This window comes from Kitasatospora sp. NBC_01266 (assembly GCF_036242395.1).
Lineage (GTDB): Bacteria > Actinomycetota > Actinomycetes > Streptomycetales > Streptomycetaceae > Kitasatospora.
Map to the genome: position 1 here is coordinate 4,569,477 of NZ_CP108458.1, position 17,641 is coordinate 4,587,117.

A 17,641-nucleotide genomic window follows, 5' to 3' on the forward strand; every position below is an offset into this window, starting at 1 on the left:
GGAGTATAGGCGGCATAGCGTCGTACGCATGAAGGCACTGACCGAGCAGGACATTCGCACGTCGTTCGTCAACTGCTCCAAGGGCGAGGCCAAGCGGCTGGCGACCCCGCGCGATCTGGACGAACGCCCCTGGGACGACCTGGACTTCCTCGGCTGGCGCGATCCGGGTGCCGCCGACCGCGCCTACCTCGTGCTGCCCGGGGCGGACGGGCCGATCGGCGTGACGCTGCGCTTCTCGGCGCAGCAGCGCGGTTTCCTGCGCCGCAGCATGTGCAGCATCTGCCTGACCACCCACCCGGGCAGCGGCGTCTCGCTGATGTCCGCCCGCAAGGCCGGGCAGGACGGCCGGGACGGCAACTCGGTCGGCGCCTACATGTGCACCGACCTGGCCTGCTCGCTCTACGTGCGCGGCAAGCGGCTGCCCGAGCCTGGCGCGCGCTTCGAGGAGTCGCTGACCCAGGCCGAGCAGATCGACCGGATGGTGGCGAACCTGGAGGCGTTCGTGGCCAAGCTCTTCGGCTGAGCGGCGGTGCCGCCCGCCCGCGGCGGCGGGGCCCGGCCCGAGCGGCCGAGCCCCGTGGCCGACCCCGGCTAGCCGATCTGCGCGAGTCGCGGCAGCAGCTGCTCGGCGATCTCCTCGGCGAACTCGGCCGGGTTGCGGCCGGCTTCGGGCACCACCTGCACTTCGGTGACACCCAGCTCGGCCAGCTGCTCCGCCTCGCTCAGGAAGGCGTCCAGCTCGCTCAGCACCGGGCGACGGCTGCACATCACCGTCTTCTCGATCGCCTCGTAGTCGCGGTTCTCGGCGGCGCAGTGCGCCCGCAGCACGTCCAGCTTGTGGCCGATGTCCGCGACGCCGGTGCCGAACAGGTTGCACGCGTCGGCGTACCGGGCCACCAGGAGCAGCGTCTTCTTCTCGCCGCTGCCGCCGATCATGATCGGCGGACGCGGGGCGCGCAGCGGCTGCGGCACGCAGAGCGTCTCGGCCAGCTGGTAGTGCCGCCCCTGGTACGGGCCGTTGTCGTCGCTCCACATCTGCAGGCAGATCTGCAGCGTCTCCTCCAGCCGCTCGAAGCGCTCGCCCATCGGCACCACCGGCACCCCCAGGGCCTGCTGCTCCCGCTCGTACCAGGAGGCGCCCAGCCCCAGCTGCGCCCGGCCGCCGGAGAGCACGTCCAGGGTGGTGACGATCTTCGCCAGCAGGCCCGGGTAGCGGTACATCACCCCGGTGACCATCAGGTTGAGCTGCATCCGCTCGGTCAGCGCCGCCACGTAGCCGAGGGTGGTGTAGCCCTCCAGCATCGGCTCCTCGGCGACCGAGTGCGGGGTCATCATCTGGAAGTAGTGGTCCATCACGGTGAACCGGCTGACCCCCGCCTGCTCGGCGATCCGCGCCGTGCGGGCGAGCGTCGGGGCGATCAGGGCCGGGTCCTCGGGCGTCGAGTACTTCCAGTAGTGCAGGCCGAGCTTCATCGCGGGTACCCCCACAGGGCAGAGAGTGACTGGTCAGCGGATCGACGCTATCGCGTCTGACGGCAGCTCAGTTCGCCTGACACCAAAGGGTGATGGCCCGGCGGCTGCTCAGCGACCGGACCGCCGTACGGAGCTGGGCGGCAGCTCGTCAGTGTGGCTGCCGCCCAGCTGAGTTGACCGACCACTCAGTCGATCGGGTGCCCGAACTTCCCCGACTGGAAGTCCGACATCGCCTGCTCCAGCTCCCGGTGGCTGTTCATCACGAACGGCCCGTACCAGGCCACCGGCTCCTGGATCGGCTGCCCGCCCAGGATGATCACGTCCAGGTTCGGGTGACGCGACTCCTGCTGCTGGTCGGCGGTGATGGTGAGGGTGTCGCCCTCGCCGAAGACCACGGCCTGGCCGGTGTGGAACGGGCGGCCCTCGCTGCCGACCGTGCCGGCGCCGTTGAGGGCGTAGGCGAGGGCGTTGAAGTCCTTGCGCCACGGGATGGTCAGGCTCGCGCCGGGGGTGATGGTGGCGTGCAGCAGGGTGATCGGGGTGTGGGTGCTGCCGGGGCCCTGGTGGCCGTCCAGCTCGCCGGCGATCAGGCGCAGGATGGCGCCGCCGTCGGGGGTGCTGAGCAGCTTCACGTGGCCGCCGTGGATGTCCTGGTAGCGGGGGGTGGTCATCTTGTCGGAGGCCGGCAGGTTGACCCAGAGCTGGATGCCGTGGAACAGGCCGCCGGAGAGCACCAGGGACTCGGGCGGGGTCTCGATGTGCAGGATGCCGGAGCCGGCCGTCATCCACTGGGTGTCGCCGCCGCCGAGGTGGCCACCGCCGCCGTGCGAGTCCTTGTGGATGAACTCGCCGTCGATCAGGTAGGTCACCGTCTCGAAGCCGCGGTGCGGGTGCCACGGGGTGCCCTTGGGCTCGCCCGCCGCGTACTCCACCTCGCCCATCTGGTCCATCATGATGAACGGGGAGAGGTACTTCTGGTTGATCTTCGCGAAGGCCCGGCGGACCGGGAAGCCCTCGCCTTCGAACCCTTCGAGGGCGGTGGACACCGCCAGGACCGGCCGGGGCGCCGTGAGCGCGGGGTCGGGGGTGGCGACGCGGGGGAGGGTCAGCGGGTTCTCGACGGTCACGGCGGGCATGTCGGCCTCTTTTCTGGGGGGTTCTTGGCCTACAACCCAGAGATTAGTTCAATGCTCAACAAGAAGCAAGTTGAAGCTTCAACCATTGCTCGAGGGGTCGGCCCTGGCGGGGTCGGCCAAGGAGTCGGCCCCCGCCGCGAGCGACAGGGGCCGGAGCCGGCGGACGGGTCGGGTCAGCCGTACATGCGGCGCATGGTGAAGTCGACCATCTGCTCCACGGCCTTGGCGTCGAACACCATCCGGTGCTCGCCCTCCATGTCCAGCGCGAAGCCGTAGCCGGTCGGCAGCAGGTCCAGCACCTCGGCGCCGGAGACGGAGAAGTACTTGGAGTCCTTGCCCGCGTACCGCCGCAGCTCCTTGAGCGAGCTGAACATCGGGATCACCGGCGTCGGCGTGTTGTGCAGGGCCAGGAAGCCGGGGCGGTCGCCGCGCGGGCAGTGCACCTTGGAGGTGATGAAGATCGCCTGGAAGTCCTCCACCGGCATCGAGCCGGTGGTGAAGGCGCGCACCGCGTCCGCGAGCGAGGGCGGGGAGGGCTCGGGGTAGAGCGACTGGGCGGCCTGCTGCTGCTCGCCGTACCCTGCCCCGGCGCCGGCCTGCGCGCCGTAGCCCTGCTGCCCGTACATGCCGCCCATGCCGGCCTGCCCCGCCTGCTGGTAGGGGTCGCCCGGGTAGCCGCCGTTCGCGCTCTGCTCATAGCCGTACACACGGACAGGCTAGCGAACCGGGCCCGCCCCGCGGGGCGGGCGAACCGGACAAGGTGCGCTGGGATGGTGCTGTCGGAATCCGACGGACGCGGGTCCGCCCGGTGCCCCGGCCGGTGCCCGGTCCGATGGCCGCGACGTGACTACGTTCACGCCGGTTTCACGGCGAAAGGCTTGAAGAAGTTACTAACCGGTAGCATCATGATGTTCTACTGGCGGGTAGGGGCGTCCCAGTATCAAGGCGTCCGAGCAGCAATTGGCGCACCCGGAAGCGACGAACCGGAGAAACGGTCATGGGTCACTACAAGTCCAACCTGCGGGACGTGGAGTTCAACCTCTTCGAGGTGCTCGGCCGCGACCAGGTGTACGGCACCGGTCCGTTCGCCGACATGGATGTCGACACCGCGAAGAGCATTCTGAGCGAGATCTCGCGCCTGGCCGAGAACGAGCTGGCCGCCTCCTTCGTCGACGCCGACCGCAACCCGCCGGTCTTCGACCCGGAGACCAACACCGCGCCGATCCCGGACTCCTTCAAGAAGAGCTACAACGCGTACATGGACGCGGAGTGGTGGCGCCTGGGCATCCCGACCGAGATCGGCGGCCAGGTCACCCCGTCCTCGCTGATCTGGGCCTACGCCGAGCAGATCCTGGGCTCGAACCCGGCCATCTGGATGTACTCCTCCGGTCCGGCCTTCGCCGGCGTCGTCTTCGACGAGGGCACCGAGGAGCAGGCCAAGATCGCCAAGCTGATGACCGAGCGGCTCTGGGGCGCCACCATGGTGCTCACCGAGCCCGACGCGGGCTCCGACGTGGGCGCCGGCCGCACCAAGGCGATCAAGCAGGAGGACGGCTCCTGGCACATCGAGGGTGTGAAGCGCTTCATCACCTCGGGCGAGCACGACATGTCCGAGAACATCATCCACCTGGTGCTGGCCCGCCCCGAGGGCGGCAAGCCGGGCACCAAGGGCCTGGGCCTGTACATCGTCCCCAAGTTCGACTTCGACTGGGAGACCGGCGAGCTGGGCGAGCGCAACGGCGCCTACGCGACCAACGTCGAGCACAAGATGGGTCTGAAGGCCTCCAACACCTGTGAGATGACCTTCGGCGCCAAGCACCCGGCCAAGGGCTGGCTGGTCGGCGAGACCGTCGACGGCATCCGCCAGATGTTCAAGATCATCGAGTTCGCCCGGATGATGGTCGGCACGAAGGCCATCGCCACCCTCTCCACTGGCTACCTGAACGCGCTGGAGTACGCCAAGGAGCGCGTGCAGGGCGCCGACATCGCCAACTTCCTGGACAAGAACGCGCCGCGCGTCACCATCACGCACCACCCGGACGTGCGCCGTTCGCTGATGACCCAGAAGGCCTACGCCGAGGGCATGCGCGCGCTGGTCCTCTACACCGCCTCGGTGCAGGACGACATGACGGCCGCCCGCCTGCGCGGTGAGAAGGACGAGGCCGCCGAGCGCCTGAACGACCTGCTGCTGCCGATCGTCAAGGGCTACGGCTCGGAGAGGTCCTACGAGCAGCTGGCCCAGTCGCTGCAGACCTTCGGCGGCTCCGGCTTCCTGCAGGAGTACCCGATCGAGCAGTACATCCGGGACGCCAAGATCGACACCCTCTACGAGGGCACCACCGCGATCCAGGGCCTGGACTTCTTCTTCCGCAAGATCGTCAAGGACGGCGGCCAGGCGCTCACCGCGGTCTCCGCGCAGATCCAGAAGTTCCTCGGCGCGGGTGAGGGCGGCGACGCCCTGGCCGCCGAGCGCGAGCTGCTCGGCAAGGCCGCCGGCGACCTGGAGGCCATCGTCGGCAAGCTGCTCGCCGACCTCTCCGCGGTCGAGCAGGACGTGAAGAACATGCACAAGGTGGGCCTCAACACCACCCGCCTGCTGCTGGTCTCCGGCGACGTGGTGGTCGGCTGGCTGCTGCTGCGCCAGGCCGCCGTCGCGCTGGCCAAGATCGAGGCCGGCGCCACCGGCAAGGACCTCGCCTTCTACCAGGGCAAGGTGGCCGGCGCCCAGTTCTTCGCCCGCAACATCCTGCCGACCGTCAGTGCCCAGCGTCTGATCGCCGAGGGCGTCGACCTGGACGTCATGGAGCTGGCCGAGGACGCGTTCTGAGCCAGTCGCTCCTGAAGACCGCCTGACCAACCCTCAGCACCGTGGGGCCCGCGCGTTCGCGCGGGCCCCACGGTGCTTCTCACGGCTCGCCGGCTGGGCACCCGCTGGACGTCCTCGGGCCGGTATGGTCTCTTGACCGCCCTGTCGGTGTACGGGCATATGCTCGGGCCGGGAGGCCCTCCCCACCGGCTCTCCGCAACCCTCGACTCAGGAGCAGCATGTCGACCGCCGACCACCCGGTCTACTTCGACCGGACCCACACCGACGATTTGATCGCCTATCTGGCCGCCGCCCCGTCCCCGTTCCACGCCGTGGCCGGTGCGGTCGAGCGCCTGGAGAAGGCGGGCTTCCGGCAGGTCGCCGAGACCGACATGTGGGAGGGCACGGCCGGTGGGAAGTACGTCGTGCGAGGCGGCGCGCTGATCGCCTGGTTCGTCCCCGCGGCTGCGACCCCGGCCACGCCGTACCGGGTGGTGGGCACCCACACCGACTCGCCCAACCTGCGGGTCAAGCCGGTGCCGGACACCGGCTCGGTCGGCTGGCGCCAGGTGGCCGTGGAGATCTACGGCGGGGTGCCGCTGAACACCTGGCTCGACCGGGATCTGGGGCTCTCCGGGCGACTGGTGCTGCGCGACGGGTCGGCCCGGCTGGTGCAGCTGGACGAGCCGCTGCTGCGCGTTCCGCAGCTGTCGATCCACCTCGACCGCGGGGTCAACGACGGGCTGAAGCTGGACAAGCAGCGGCATCTGACCCCGATCTGGGGACTGGGCCAGGTGGACGAGGGCAGCCTGATCTCCTACGTCGCCGAGCGGGCCGGACTGGACGCGAACGAGGTGGTGGGCTGGGATCTGATGACCCATGACGTCCAGCCGCCGTCCTACCTGGGCCGCGATCGCGAGCTGCTGGCCGCGCCACGCCTGGACAACCTGCTCTCGGTGCACGCGGCGACCGCCGCGCTGGCCGCCGCGGCCACCGCGAGCGGCGCCGACAGCCTGCCGTACATCCCGGTGCTGGCCGCCTTCGACCACGAGGAGACCGGCAGCGAGTCGGACACCGGCGCGCAGGGTCCGCTGCTCGGCAACGTGCTGGAGCGCAGCGTCCACGCGCGCGGCGGCACGGTCGAGGACCGGGCCCGGGCGCTGGCCGGCACCGTCTGCCTCTCCTCGGACATGGCGCACGCCGTGCACCCCAACTACAGCGAGCGGCACGAGCCGGGCCACCAGCCGATGCCCAACGGCGGCCCGATCCTCAAGGTCAACGTCAACAACCGGTACGCCACCAACGGCATGGGCCGGGCGATCTTCGCCCAGGCCTGCGAGCGCGCGGGCGTGCCGTGGCAGGTCTTCGTCTCCAACAACGCGATGCCCTGCGGGACCACGATCGGCCCGATCACCGCGGCCCGGCTCGGCATCACCACGGTGGACTGCGGGATCGCCGCGCTCTCGATGCACTCGGCGCGCGAGCTGTGCGGCGCCGAGGACCCGTACCTGCTGGCCTCGGCGCTCAAGGCCTTCCTGGAGGGCTGACAGCTGGTCAGGGGGCGGCCGAAGCCGCCCCCTGACCTCATGTCACTCCATCCCGGCCAGCACCAGCGGCAGCCGCCTCGCGCCGCCCGCCACCAGCTTCACCGGTACCCCCCAGTCCTGCTGGTGCACATGGCAGGCCGGGTACTCGATCGCGGGGTCGTCGTCGCAGGACGCGGCCATCGCCGAGACGTGCAGCACGCCCTCGGTCAGCTCGCCGGAGAGCACCAGTTCGCGGGAGAGATCGGTGTCCGCGCCCGCGCCGGAGACCAGCAGCTCGGGCGGGGTGGCGCTGACCAGCAGCCGGGTCGAGGGGCCGTAGCGCAGGTCCAGCTTCTGGCCGCTCGGCGCGGTGAAGACCACGTCCAGGCGCAGCGGGCCCGGGGCCACCTTGGTCGCGGCGCGCTGGGTGCGGTGTGCGACCGCCTCGACCCGCACCGCCTCCTCGGGCAGCCGCAGCCGGGTCAGCCGGTGCCGGGCCGACTCCACCACCACGATGTCCTCGTCCACCAGGACCGCGCCGGAGGGCTCGCGCAGGTCGGTGGCCAGCGTGCTGACCTCGCCGGAGGCCGCATCGAAGCGGCGCAGCGCGTGGTTGTAGGTGTCGGCGATCGCCACCGAGCCGTCCGGCAGCGCGGTGACGCCCAGCGGGTGCTGGAGCAGCGCCTGCTCGGCGGCGCCGTCGCGGTGGCCGAAGTCGAACAGGCCGGTGCCGACGGCGGTGTGCACGCAGTGGGTCCCACGGGCGACCCAGCGCAGCGCCGAGGTCTCGCTGTCCGCGACCCAGAGCCGCTCGCCGTCCGCCGAGACCGCCAGGCCCGAGGGCTGGGCGAACCAGGCCTCGGCCGCCGGACCGTCGACCAGGCCCTCGTTGGTGGTGCCGGCCGCGACGCCGACCGTGCCGGTGGCCGGGTCGTAGGCCCAGAGCTGGTGCACCCCGGCCATCGCGATCCACACCCGGCCGTCGAAGAAGGCCACGTCCCAGGGCGAGGAGAGGTCCACCTCACGGGCCGGTCCCTCGGTCGCCGAGCCCTGCCACCACTGCTTCCCGGTGCCGGCCAGCGTGGTCACCGTGCCGTCCGCGAGCCGCACGCCGCGCAACGCGTGGTTGACCGTGTCGGCCACCACCACGTCGTACCCGAGGTCCAGCCCGGCCGGCACCAGGGCCAGGCCCTGCGGCTCGCTGAACCGCGGCCGGTCGCCGTCGACCAGCCCGCGCTCGCCGTCGCCGATCCGCCGCACCACCGTCTCGCCGTCCTCGGCCAGCTCCACCAGGGCGTGCTGCCCCGAGTCGGCGACCAGGAAGTGGCCGTCCGCCAGCCGCACCGCCTTGCCCGGGAACTTCAGCGCCCCGGCCACCGGCTCCGGCGCCACGTACGGGCCGTCCCCGCGCCGCAGCGTCCCCTTCGCCGCGTGCTCGGCTTCCAACTCCCCGACCAGCCGCTCGATCGCGTGCGCGTGGCCCTCACCGGCGTGCTGCGCGACCACGTACCCCTCGGGGTCGATCACCACCAGCGTCGGCCAGGCGCGCACCGCGTACTGCTTCCAGGTGGCCAGCGCCGGATCGTCCAGCACCGGGTGCTCCACCTGGTAGCGGGCCACCGCGTCCACCACCGCCTGGTGGTCGGCCTCGTGCACGAACTTGGGCGAGTGCACCCCGACGATCACCACCGTGTCGCGGTGCTTCTCCTCCAACTCGCGCAGCTCGTCCAGGACGTGCAGGCAGTTGATGCAGCAGAAGGTCCAGAAGTCTAGTACGACACACTTACCTCGTAGATCGGCAAGGGTCAGATCCTTGCCACCGGTGTTGAGCCATCCACCTGCGCCAACCAGTTCGGGGGCGCGGACACGTGCACGAGAAGCCATGTCCACATCCAACCCCATCGAGCTGTGGAAGCATCCCGTTGAGTTCCCTCTGCTACGCAGGCCCAGGTCGGTTCTTTGCCGTACGCCCCGCAAGAGCCTGAGCGCATGCCGGGGCCCAGGTTTCCTGTAGCCGTCGTCCCTTCGCGCAGAGCCGAATGCCAAAGCGGAGACTGAAGACAAGTACCTGATGATGCGATCGTGTGATGAAGTGGCCCATGATGCGACCGCATAATTCTGGGGCGCATGTTGCTTATGATCAGCATGAGACTTTTCTGGAAAGAGGAAGCCCCTGACAGCGTCGAGTGGCACCGCTACACTCGATTCATGTCTGACCCTTGGTCGCCCGATCGCGTAATGAGCCTTACGGAAGCGCTGGCTGCGCTCACGCAAGCTGAGAGCGAGAAGTTCTTCCTCGCCCATGGTCTCGACGATGCATACCGGCGGCCCGGAGCTTGGAGTTCAAAGTCGCAGAAGGTTACGTCAGCTATCAGGGAAGCCATGGCGAGGGGTGATGACTTTTACATTGCCCTCTTCGGCAAAGCGGAAGAATTTGTTGCTAAAAGCGCAGCATCTCAGGCGCCACTCCGTAGTGAGGCAACAAAGGGTGGGGTGAAGAATATGGCGAGTGGTCGATCAATCTTCATCAGTCATGCTACGCAGGACAAACCCCTGGCTGACGAGCTGGGGAGGTTCCTGGTGCTCGGCGGAGTTCCCAGAGAGAGTATATTCTATTCCTCCGAGAGGTCGACCGGAATTCCGTCAGGGGAGAGTATCTCATCTTATTTGCGTTCGGCCCTAGTGAGATCGACTCTTGTTATCGAGTTAATAAGCAAGAGCTTCTTGGAGCGCCCCTTCTGTCTGATGGAGATGGGTGCAGCTTGGGTGCTAGAGAAGGACACATACCCGATAGTTGTTCCTCCATTGAGCCGGGAGAGGGTGGGGCAGGCCCTGGGTGATATTCGCGTGGCAACTATGGTAGACGATTTCGAAGTCGTTTCCCTGGTTGATGAATTGCACGAGAAGGTACAAAAGCAACTCTCTGGAATTTCTCTCCGGCTGCAGGACTGGAATGCTGCAGGGCGAAGCTTTAAGGAATACTGGGCTCGCCATCTGAATCCCAGCCGTTGATTCTTGGCGCTGAATCCCGATGTCGCGCGAGATCGAAGCTTTTCTCCAAGGCTGATCCCATTCGTCATACAGGATTGTGCTGACTGTGAACTCCCTTGCCGTTCCTTTCTTACGTATTTTCTGGCGCTGCGTTGGAAGCTGGCGCTGGTGGCGAAGTCTGGCGACTAACTCCACTTTGGCATTTGGTATCGTATCCGGTGTTGTCCAGCTGTTGCTGGCACTGTGGCCAAATATCGAGGCATCGCGTATCGTGCTATTTCTTTCAATGGTGGTATCAGCATTGGCCTTCGGAGTCGTGCGGGCCGCTCCACGGAGGGAGGTAAGCCGTAGCCTAGGGAGGCCGGACGTCACTGTCGTGGTCAAAGTGGGGGACCTATTCGACGAGAGCTCACACCTGATCATTGGTTTTAATGACACATTTGACACGGATACCTCAGGGGATCTTGTCATTTCGCGGAGTAGCGTGCAGGGCCAGTTTTTGGCGAGAATCTATTCTGGTGATACTGGCTGCCTGGATGCTGAGCTTTCTGATGCGCTCCTGGGGGTGGAGAAGAAAGGCAGGGAAGCCAGGAGCCAAAAGCGTGCAGGGAAGCTGACTCGTTACCCCGTCGGCTCGGTAGCTGTTCTTACTAGAGGGGCGAGAAGGTATTTTTGTTCCGCCTACGGGCGGATGGGAAATGACTTAACTGTCAGCTCAAGTGTGGACGATCTCTGGCATAGTCTCGCTAATATTTGGCGTGCAGTGGAAGTCTTCGGGAGGCGAGAGCCTGTTGCGATGCCAATCATCGGTTCGGAGATGGCTCGTATTGATCACGCCGATCGAGAAATCCTTATCAGGATGATTCTCTTGTCGTTTGTTTCCCGTTCTCGCGAGCGGCTGATATCTAAGAGATTAACGATCGTCGTGCATCCGAACGACGCTAATCAGCTGGATATGCTGGAGATGGATGCCTTTCTTAAGGTTCTGTGACCCAATCGCAGTACTCGCCAGCTTTTCGCTTTCCGGGTGGGCGGCGCTAGACGAAATTACTGAAGCCCTGTCCGTGTGCCCTGCGGACGAGGATGGGGCTAGACCCCTGCAGGGCTTCTTCACGGCTGGCGCCGGGTTCAGGAACTGCACGGGTTCCAGCGCCAGGAAGTGGTGGGCCGATTGAAGACAGACACGCGGCACTAGTAGGGGCACCGCCTCTCGTTCAGCTCGCGCGTTCGCTCCCGCAGCAGGCGCATGGTCGCCGACTCGGCAGGCTCCAACGCGGGGCCGGCGAGCTCTGGCTCAATTCCCTCCTCGGGCGGCTCGGCGACGGGTTCACACTCCCGGTGGGTGGGCAGATGGGCGTCCCGCTCTGGGATGCTCACAGTGCCCCCACGATCTTCGCGGGCACAGGGGCCGTCGGGCACACCTCCGCGTGCCGACGGATCTCTACCCGCGCGTCGGTCAGTCCCGACCAGTCCGGTACGTACCTGCCACCGGGCACCTTGGGGCGGAACGTGGCTTCGGCCTTCGCCAGCTCGGCGCGGAGGGAGTCGCACTCAAGGCATTGCTCACGCGCCACGGTGGCTCACCTCTCCCGCGTCGCAGAGCGCACAGCTGCTCTCCGGGCACACGTACTTGTAGCCCTGCAACTTCCGACTGGCCTCGGCCTGGCGGTACTCCTCCAAGATGGCTGCCATCTCGGCCTTGCTGGCCCCCGGCGGTCCCGCTGAGCCACAGCCGCCGGTTTCGCTACCGCAGGCATGCTCCGCTTCACATCGGTCAGCACCGCAGACTCCTTCACGTCAGTCGATCGGTTCGACTACTGGTCTACCGGCGCCGTTTCGGCCACGCGGGGGCATGTTGGGGGGCATCCTGGGCGGGTGGCGATCGGTGACGTGATTCGTGATCTCCGGCTGGCGCAGAAGCGCACTCAGGCGCAACTCGCCGCCCTGCTCTGCGAGCTGTCGGGCAATCCCGAGGGCACGCCGGGCCGTGACCAGGTGAAGCGCTGGGAGACAGGGCGCGTGATCCCGGGGAAGTACTGGGTCGGGCTGCTGGCTTTGGCGCTCGGAGTGCCCCGCGCTGATCTCGAAAGGGAGGCGCACGCCACACTGGAGCAGCGCCGAACCGCTCGATCCGCGCACGGAGCTACCGTTCCCGGACCGCGAAGGGCGGAACTGCTGGACATGCTTGCCTCGGTAGCGGGAGGGGATGAATCCTGGCTGTCCCGCAGCATCGGCCCGTACGACTTCTCGGTCGCCATGGCGAACCTGGCCGACCGGGATCAGGGAACGAAGCGCCGGCTGGTGCGCTGGCTGGACGACGGCTCCACCTCGATGCTCCGTGGGAACGCCCAGAGCACGCTGTTCAAGACCCACCAGCCCGAGCTGATCGAGCGGGCTGAGCAGTCCATGGGTCGTGATGAGGAAACCCGTCGGCGCTGCATGCGGTGCTTCACTCGGCGGGCGTTCGGGCTCTCCTGGCCCGACGCATCGCAGTACTCGGCGCTCGCTGCCTCGCCGGCTGAGGTCCGCAGCCTCGGCCAGCTGCTCCAAGACCCTCATGACGCCTCGAATCGCTGGTGTGCGGCGGTGTTCCTGGGAGAGGCTGTTGAAGGTGGCTCAGGGGCCGCCAGGGCCCTTCTCGTGGGGGCCCTGCGTACGGAGTCCAGCAGGGAGAACCTGCGGGCCATCGGCTTGGGACTGAACGGAGAACGGCCGTGGAACTGATCATCCTTGGGGACAAGGGCGATGCTATAGAGGCGCTGGCGGCGATCGCCAAGGAACGTGGCATCACGAATGCCGCTGTCGTCTCGGTCGTCGGCGCGGCACGGTCGTTCACTGTCTCGAACATGAAGGCCGGCAATCCCAGGGAGGCCGTGCTCACCTCCGGCCGTCTGGCTGAGGTAGCCGGGAACGGCGAGATTCGCGACGGTGTGCCCAACATCCATGTGACGTGCGGTCTCGACGGCGGACAGGCCGTGGCGGGTCATCTGCACGCCGCAGAGGTCGGTGGGCCCTACAGCCTGCACGTGTACCTCCAGCAGCTCTGAACGAGCCCACGGCGCCTGGCGCACAGCAGCGGGCTCCGGCTCCAGTCCTGGCGATCGGGAAGACGGCGCAGGCTCCGACGTGGCGCGGATGGCAGCTGCGCAGATCCCCCGGGTCGAAAATTCGCAGGAACGCGCGCGGGCATGGGGGCTGGGTCCTCGACGCCCGAGCGGCTGGAGATTGACCCACCCCCGGTGTCCACGTGCGCCCGAGGCGATTCGCACCAGGCCACGGTGACGGACGGTCACGACTCCAGGCCGTCTCGAAAACGATGGTTAGTGGAACGGCTGCCCGGAGCCCCTGATCGGGACTCGGAGTCGTCCCAAAAGTCGTCCCAGAATACGCCCAAGTCCCTTGCATTTTTGGAACGAGTTTTGGAACGATGGGGGCATGGTGATGAACAAGGGCACCGGCCAGCTGATCGGCTACGCCCGAGTCTCCACTGGCGACCAGGAGGCCCGGCTTCAGCTTGACGCGCTGACCGTAGCCGGCTGCTCTCGGATCTTCACCGACCTGGCCAGTGGGAAGAACATCGATCGGCCCGAGCTTGCCGCCGCCCTGGACTACCTTCGCCCCGGCGACACCCTGTGCGTCTGGAAGCTGGACCGGTTCGCCCGATCCCTGATCGACCTTGTGGCCACGGTGGACGCCCTGACGGCGCGCGGGATCGGCTTCAAGGTCCTGACCGGTGCGCTGGCCAGCATCGACCCGAACACGCCGGACGGGCGGCTCATGCTCCAGGTGGTCGGTGCCATGGCTGAGTTCGAGCGCAGTCTGATTCGGGACCGGACCCGGGCTGGTCTGGAAGCGGCCAAGGCTCAAGGGCGCGTCGGCGGACGGCCCAAGGCCATGACGCCGGACATGCTCGCGGCGGCACAGCGTCGGAGGGCCGCCGGAGAGTCCTACGGGGAGATTGCCAAGGCACTCGGGGTTGGCAAGGGGACTGTGCACCGGGCGCTGGCCGCCGAGTAGGTGCAGCAAGCCACAGGGTCACCCACGCGCTCCGTGGGTGGCCCTCCTGTGTTTCTGGCGGCAACTCAGCGCGCGGGAGGGGTCTGGGGGCGTGGCTCGTGGGGCTCACGGTTCGGCGATGCGGCGGCATGACGGTATGACGGTTTGGGGGCCGGTTTCGGTATTGCTTAGGAGCCTCTATGGCAAACCCGGATCTTGTTGAGAACCGTCATACCGTCATAAAGACCAGGTCAGGCCGAGTGTTGAGTAATGGCGGTATGACGGTTCGAGCCGCTGCAAGTCCGATCAGGAGACATGACGTGCCCATGATAAGTGGCTCTGTCGCTACTACATGTATGTGCATTACGGCTCTGAGCGATCTGCCTGTGTATCGCTGGCCATGCAGAAGCCCCGCCGGACCACGGGGCCAGACGGGGCTGTCGATCACTCAGGAGGCTGGCGGACCCTACTGCTCCTCGATCTCCGCCCACTCGATCCGTACCCGCTGCTGCGGGACGAAGCGCTTCCCGCGCTCTCCCTTGCTGATGAACACGGCGTCGATGGCCAAGGACAACCGGTCCCGCTTCTGATCCTGTGTGGACGCTTCCCAGGCGGGGCGCAGGAGTTCGTCGTCCAGCAGCGGAGTGATGTCCACCGCCGGGAGCGGAAGCGCCGCCAGGTCGGCGCGTAGCCCGTCGATTCGGCTTTGCAGCCGCTCGGCGAGTCGCTCGTAGCGCTCCGCAGCACCCGGCCGGTCGAACTCGCCACGAACGTACCGTGCGTCCTCCAGGTCGGCCAACCGGGCTTCCTGGTCGGCGATTTCGTCGCTGATGGCGTCGCGCTTGGCGAAGGTCTCGGGGTCGGCGCGCTTCACCCAGCGGTCTGCGATGGCGACCAGCATGGGGTCTTCCGGCTCCAGGGCGGGGAGCTTGGCCAGGAAGCGTTCCGACACGTACTCGTCCACCAGGTCCGCCATGGCGTTCGCACCCGGGCACTGGTTCCCGGCGCGCCGAGCCATGCACTGGTAGCTGCCGCCGACCCGGTGCATCCGGCGCCCGCATCCGGGCACGCCGCAGAAGATCATGCCGGTGAGCAGCGCGGACCCGTCGGGTTTGGGGCGCCGCTTGCCCGCCAGGACGTACGTCCTGGCTTCGAGCAGCCGGATGATGCGTTCCCGCTCGCCGACCGTGATGATGCCCTCGCCGATGCTCACGGTGTCCAGCGTCTCGGGGTCCCGGTACGGGAAGACCCGACTGGTGAACTTCCGTCCCCCGTCCTCAGTTTCGATCGTCTCGGTTTCCGGCATGAGCCCGGCGAAGGCCGGCGACTTGAGCAGGCCCATGATGCTCGCCGAGTTCCACTGGCCGCCCCGAGCTGACGGGATGTCGTACTCGTTGAGCAGTCGGGCGATCTTCACCAGCGATTGGCCCGCCAGCGCCTCATCCGCGATCAGCCGGGCGTAGACGGCCGTCTCGGGATCGTGCACCAGCTTCTTCGTGGAGGGATCGACCAGCAGACCGTACGGCGGCTGTCCACCGATCCACTGTCCTTGTCGGCGCAGGTGCCGCTTCGCGTGGGCAACCCGGGTCCCGAGGTTCTTCGACTCGGACCGGGCGAGTTCGGCGAGCATGGCGACGACCATGCGGGCCGAGTCGTTCGAGGTGTCGAGACCGTCCACGACGGAGACCAGACGGCCGCCCGCCTTCTCGATGTCGTCCAGAACCTTGCCGACCTGCCCAATGCCCTTGCGGGACAGGCGGTCCAGCTTCCACACGATCAGCGTTCCGACGACGCCCGCCGTGACGGCGGCGAGGGCCGAGTCGAACCCCTTGCGCTCAACGTCCTTGAATCCGGAGCGCCCTCGGTCGATGTGGACCTTGCGGACCGTCAGGCCGTTGCGCTCAGCCCACGCGCGGCAGTCGGCTTCCTGCCGCTCGATCGCCGTCTTGCCGTCCCGATCGAGCGACAGCCGAAGGTACAGGTCACACAGCGTGTGGTGGTGCACGTACGCCCCCTCTGGAGTTCCCTACATTGTGTAGGACTTCCAGAAATCCAGGATGACGATCTTGCCTCGAAGATCGACGAGGGTCAGGTCCTTGCCACCGGTGTTGAGCCAACCACCGGCGCCGACCAGTTCAGGAGCGCGGACGCGTGCACGAGGAGCCATGCCCGTATCCAACCGCATCGACGTGCGGCGGATTCCTGCGGCCGGGCTCACGCGACCAGGACGCCCCAGCCGGCCAGGGCGCCGAGACCGGCCCCCGCCACCAGGACGCCGAAGTCCGTGGTGGAGTCGATCACCGCGCGGGCGGCCCGGTAGCGGCGGGTGGGTGTCTCCAGGCCCAACCGCACCGCCGCCGCCCTGGAGCACTGGACGGGCGGTCCGGGCGGGCACTCGTCCGCCTGCCCGGCCGGTTGCGGCCGGCCGACCAGCGCGGCGACCGACGTCAGGACGTCCCGGTCCTCCGTCAGCAGGAAGACGCCCGAGCGGTCGGTGATCCAGAGCTGGTCGGACCATCCCGACCTGGTGCGGGTGCGCAGGCGGCGGATCCGGGTCAGTTCGGCGAGGTCGACCGTCCGGGGGCCCAGCACGGTCCGACCGGTGACCAGCCGGGAACCCGGGCCGTGCCGGACGACGGTCGAGGCGTCGTGCAGTCCCTTGAGGAAGATCGACGCCAGGCCGCCGACGCCCGCGCCCACGACCGGTGCGGGGTAGCCGATCCAGCCGGCGCGGTTCAGCAGTGCGGGGAGCACGACTCCGGTCGCGGTGGCCAGGGTGAGGAGCATCTGCCCGGTGCGTATCCGGCGGCGGCTGACGGCCGCCGGGACACCGTCCGGCCCGGCCTTGGCGAGCAGCTTCACCACCCGCCGGTCCGGCTCGACCTGCCGCACCCGGCGCGGGGGCTGGGGTCGCTTCCGACGCTGGGCCTTGCTCGTCATGATCCCCCGGACCGGTGCGCTGTGCTGTGCTGTCGTCGCGGGATGCTACTCCTGCCACGGCCGGCCCGGACGGGGGTCAGCCGGCCGCGAGCCGCTCGGTCAGCCGCTGCTTCGCGGCCGGCCACTCGTCGACCAGCATCGAGAAGTAGACGGTGTCCCGCCAACTGCCGTCCGTGCGCTGCCTGGCGCGGCGGAAGGTGCCCTCGTGCTGCGCGCCGAGCCGCCGGATCGCGTTCTGCGAGCGCTCGTTGAGGTTGTCGGTCTTCCACATCACCCGGCCCATGCCGAGCTCCTCGAAGGCGTGGGTCAGCAGCAGCAGCTTGGCCTCGGTGTTCACCGCGGTGCGCCAGACCGAGCGGCCGTACCAGGTGCCGCCGATCTCCACCCACTCGTTGACGGCGTTGACGTCGTAGAAGCAGGTGACGCCGACCGCGCGCCCGGTGGCCGTCTCGATCACGGCGAACGGCTCGCAGCCCGCGGTGCCCAGGTAGGCCTCCACCAGCCCCGCCACGTCCTGCTCGGTCTGCGGGGTGGCGGAGGGGAGCCAGCGGAACACCTCCTCGTCCTGGCCGACCGCCTGGAACAGGTCGGGGACGTGGGCGCGGCCGAGCGGCTCCAGGCGGACGTGGCTGCCGGTGAGGGTGACGGGGGCGGGAGTCTTCGCAGTCATGATCGAAACGGTAGCGCGTCATCGAACTAGGTGCAATGGATGTTTGACCTAGTGCAAAGAGCTCGGGGTGGGGCATGAAGAAGCCCCGCACCGAGCGGGTGCG

General features: G+C 68.0%; 17 protein-coding genes. 8 read left to right on the plus strand and 9 right to left on the minus strand.

What is annotated here, in order from left to right:
- The first annotated feature begins 28 nt into the window (after positions 1 to 28).
- Entirely contained in the window at positions 29 to 523 is a 495-nt protein-coding gene (locus tag OG403_RS19930) for an FBP domain-containing protein (RefSeq protein WP_329566284.1), read from the plus strand.
- Positions 524 to 591: 68 nt separating this feature from the next.
- Here the strand turns inward: OG403_RS19930 and OG403_RS19935 are convergent, their stop codons facing one another.
- From OG403_RS19935 to OG403_RS19945, 3 genes are all read right to left on the minus strand, one after another.
- Complete coding sequence (locus tag OG403_RS19935; protein WP_329572381.1) at positions 592 to 1,473, minus strand: LLM class F420-dependent oxidoreductase; 882 nt, start codon at positions 1,471 to 1,473, stop codon at positions 592 to 594.
- A 185-nt stretch (positions 1,474 to 1,658) separates the two neighbouring features.
- Positions 1,659 to 2,609, minus strand: a complete 951-nt coding sequence (locus tag OG403_RS19940; RefSeq protein WP_329566285.1) for a pirin family protein — start codon at positions 2,607 to 2,609, stop codon at positions 1,659 to 1,661.
- Between the two features lie 173 nt (positions 2,610 to 2,782).
- Positions 2,783 to 3,316, minus strand: a complete 534-nt coding sequence (locus OG403_RS19945) for an SseB family protein (protein WP_442910943.1) — start codon at positions 3,314 to 3,316, stop codon at positions 2,783 to 2,785.
- 290 nt (positions 3,317 to 3,606) lie between these two features.
- Between OG403_RS19945 and OG403_RS19950 the strand changes: the two genes are divergently transcribed.
- Entirely contained in the window at positions 3,607 to 5,436 is a 1,830-nt protein-coding gene (locus tag OG403_RS19950; protein WP_329566287.1) for an acyl-CoA dehydrogenase, read from the plus strand.
- 218 nt (positions 5,437 to 5,654) lie between these two features.
- On the plus strand, positions 5,655 to 6,962 hold the full coding sequence (locus tag OG403_RS19955) for a M18 family aminopeptidase (protein ID WP_329566289.1): 1,308 nt from the start codon (positions 5,655 to 5,657) through the stop codon (positions 6,960 to 6,962).
- Positions 6,963 to 7,004: 42 nt separating this feature from the next.
- Here OG403_RS19955 and OG403_RS19960 read toward each other — a convergent pair whose 3' ends face one another.
- Entirely contained in the window at positions 7,005 to 8,825 is a 1,821-nt protein-coding gene (locus OG403_RS19960) for an NHL domain-containing thioredoxin family protein (RefSeq protein ID WP_329566291.1), read from the minus strand.
- A gap of 243 nt (positions 8,826 to 9,068) precedes the next feature.
- On the opposite strand from OG403_RS19960, the gene OG403_RS19965 reads away from it, so the two are divergent.
- Positions 9,069 to 9,953, plus strand: coding sequence for a toll/interleukin-1 receptor domain-containing protein (locus OG403_RS19965; protein ID WP_329566293.1), 885 nt, complete (start codon positions 9,069 to 9,071; stop codon positions 9,951 to 9,953).
- A gap of 85 nt (positions 9,954 to 10,038) precedes the next feature.
- Positions 10,039 to 10,923 (plus strand): macro domain-containing protein, encoded by an 885-nt coding sequence (locus tag OG403_RS19970; RefSeq protein WP_329566294.1) that lies wholly within the window; start codon positions 10,039 to 10,041, stop codon positions 10,921 to 10,923.
- A gap of 572 nt (positions 10,924 to 11,495) precedes the next feature.
- Here OG403_RS19970 and OG403_RS19975 read toward each other — a convergent pair.
- Positions 11,496 to 11,624, minus strand: coding sequence for a hypothetical protein (locus OG403_RS19975; RefSeq protein ID WP_329566295.1), 129 nt, complete (start codon positions 11,622 to 11,624; stop codon positions 11,496 to 11,498).
- Positions 11,625 to 11,807: 183 nt separating this feature from the next.
- Between OG403_RS19975 and OG403_RS19980 the strand changes: the two genes are divergently transcribed.
- The 3 genes from OG403_RS19980 to OG403_RS19990 all read left to right on the plus strand — a co-directional run bounded on the left by OG403_RS19980 (position 11,808) and on the right by OG403_RS19990 (position 13,949).
- On the plus strand, positions 11,808 to 12,656 hold the full coding sequence (locus OG403_RS19980; protein WP_329566296.1) for a helix-turn-helix domain-containing protein: 849 nt from the start codon (positions 11,808 to 11,810) through the stop codon (positions 12,654 to 12,656).
- A complete protein-coding gene (locus tag OG403_RS19985; RefSeq protein WP_329566298.1) occupies positions 12,647 to 12,979 on the plus strand; it encodes a PCC domain-containing protein in 333 nt (110 codons plus the stop codon). The genes OG403_RS19980 and OG403_RS19985 overlap by 10 nt, the downstream gene beginning before the upstream one ends.
- 388 nt (positions 12,980 to 13,367) lie before the next feature.
- Positions 13,368 to 13,949, plus strand: a complete 582-nt coding sequence (locus OG403_RS19990; RefSeq protein WP_329566300.1) for a recombinase family protein — start codon at positions 13,368 to 13,370, stop codon at positions 13,947 to 13,949.
- 445 nt (positions 13,950 to 14,394) lie between these two features.
- On the opposite strand, the gene OG403_RS19995 is transcribed toward OG403_RS19990, so the two are convergent.
- From OG403_RS19995 to OG403_RS20010, 4 genes are all read right to left on the minus strand, one after another.
- On the minus strand, positions 14,395 to 15,933 hold the full coding sequence (locus OG403_RS19995; RefSeq protein ID WP_329566302.1) for a recombinase family protein: 1,539 nt from the start codon (positions 15,931 to 15,933) through the stop codon (positions 14,395 to 14,397).
- Positions 15,934 to 15,954: 21 nt separating this feature from the next.
- Positions 15,955 to 16,146, minus strand: a complete 192-nt coding sequence (locus OG403_RS20000; protein WP_329566304.1) for a hypothetical protein — start codon at positions 16,144 to 16,146, stop codon at positions 15,955 to 15,957.
- Complete coding sequence (locus OG403_RS20005) at positions 16,143 to 16,868, minus strand: hypothetical protein (RefSeq protein WP_329566306.1); 726 nt, start codon at positions 16,866 to 16,868, stop codon at positions 16,143 to 16,145. Before OG403_RS20005 ends, OG403_RS20000 begins: the two co-directional genes overlap by 4 nt.
- 76 nt (positions 16,869 to 16,944) lie before the next feature.
- Positions 16,945 to 17,538 carry a GNAT family N-acetyltransferase gene (locus OG403_RS20010; RefSeq protein ID WP_329566308.1) on the minus strand — a complete coding sequence of 198 codons (594 nt, stop codon included), beginning with the start codon at positions 17,536 to 17,538 and terminating at the stop codon, positions 16,945 to 16,947.
- Between the last annotated feature and the right edge of the window lie 103 nt (positions 17,539 to 17,641).

Excerpts from the sequence above, each read along its gene's own strand:
- OG403_RS19960 (WP_329566291.1), bottom strand. The coding sequence starts at position 8,825 with ATGGCTTCTCGTGCACGTGTCCGCGCCCCCGAACTGGTTGGCGCAGGT.
- OG403_RS19935 (WP_329572381.1), bottom strand. The coding sequence starts at position 1,473 with ATGAAGCTCGGCCTGCACTACTGGAAGTACTCGACGCCCGAGGACCCG.
- OG403_RS19990 (WP_329566300.1), top strand. The coding sequence starts at position 13,368 with ATGGTGATGAACAAGGGCACCGGCCAGCTGATCGGCTACGCCCGAGTC.
- OG403_RS19950 (WP_329566287.1), top strand. The coding sequence starts at position 3,607 with ATGGGTCACTACAAGTCCAACCTGCGGGACGTGGAGTTCAACCTCTTC.
- OG403_RS19965 (WP_329566293.1), top strand. The coding sequence starts at position 9,069 with ATGTTGCTTATGATCAGCATGAGACTTTTCTGGAAAGAGGAAGCCCCT.
- OG403_RS19940 (WP_329566285.1), bottom strand. The coding sequence starts at position 2,609 with ATGCCCGCCGTGACCGTCGAGAACCCGCTGACCCTCCCCCGCGTCGCC.
- OG403_RS20005 (WP_329566306.1), bottom strand. The coding sequence starts at position 16,868 with ATGACGAGCAAGGCCCAGCGTCGGAAGCGACCCCAGCCCCCGCGCCGG.
- OG403_RS20010 (WP_329566308.1), bottom strand. The coding sequence starts at position 17,538 with ATGACTGCGAAGACTCCCGCCCCCGTCACCCTCACCGGCAGCCACGTC.
- OG403_RS19975 (WP_329566295.1), bottom strand. The coding sequence starts at position 11,624 with ATGGCAGCCATCTTGGAGGAGTACCGCCAGGCCGAGGCCAGTCGGAAG.
- OG403_RS19955 (WP_329566289.1), top strand. The coding sequence starts at position 5,655 with ATGTCGACCGCCGACCACCCGGTCTACTTCGACCGGACCCACACCGAC.
- OG403_RS19930 (WP_329566284.1), top strand. The coding sequence starts at position 29 with ATGAAGGCACTGACCGAGCAGGACATTCGCACGTCGTTCGTCAACTGC.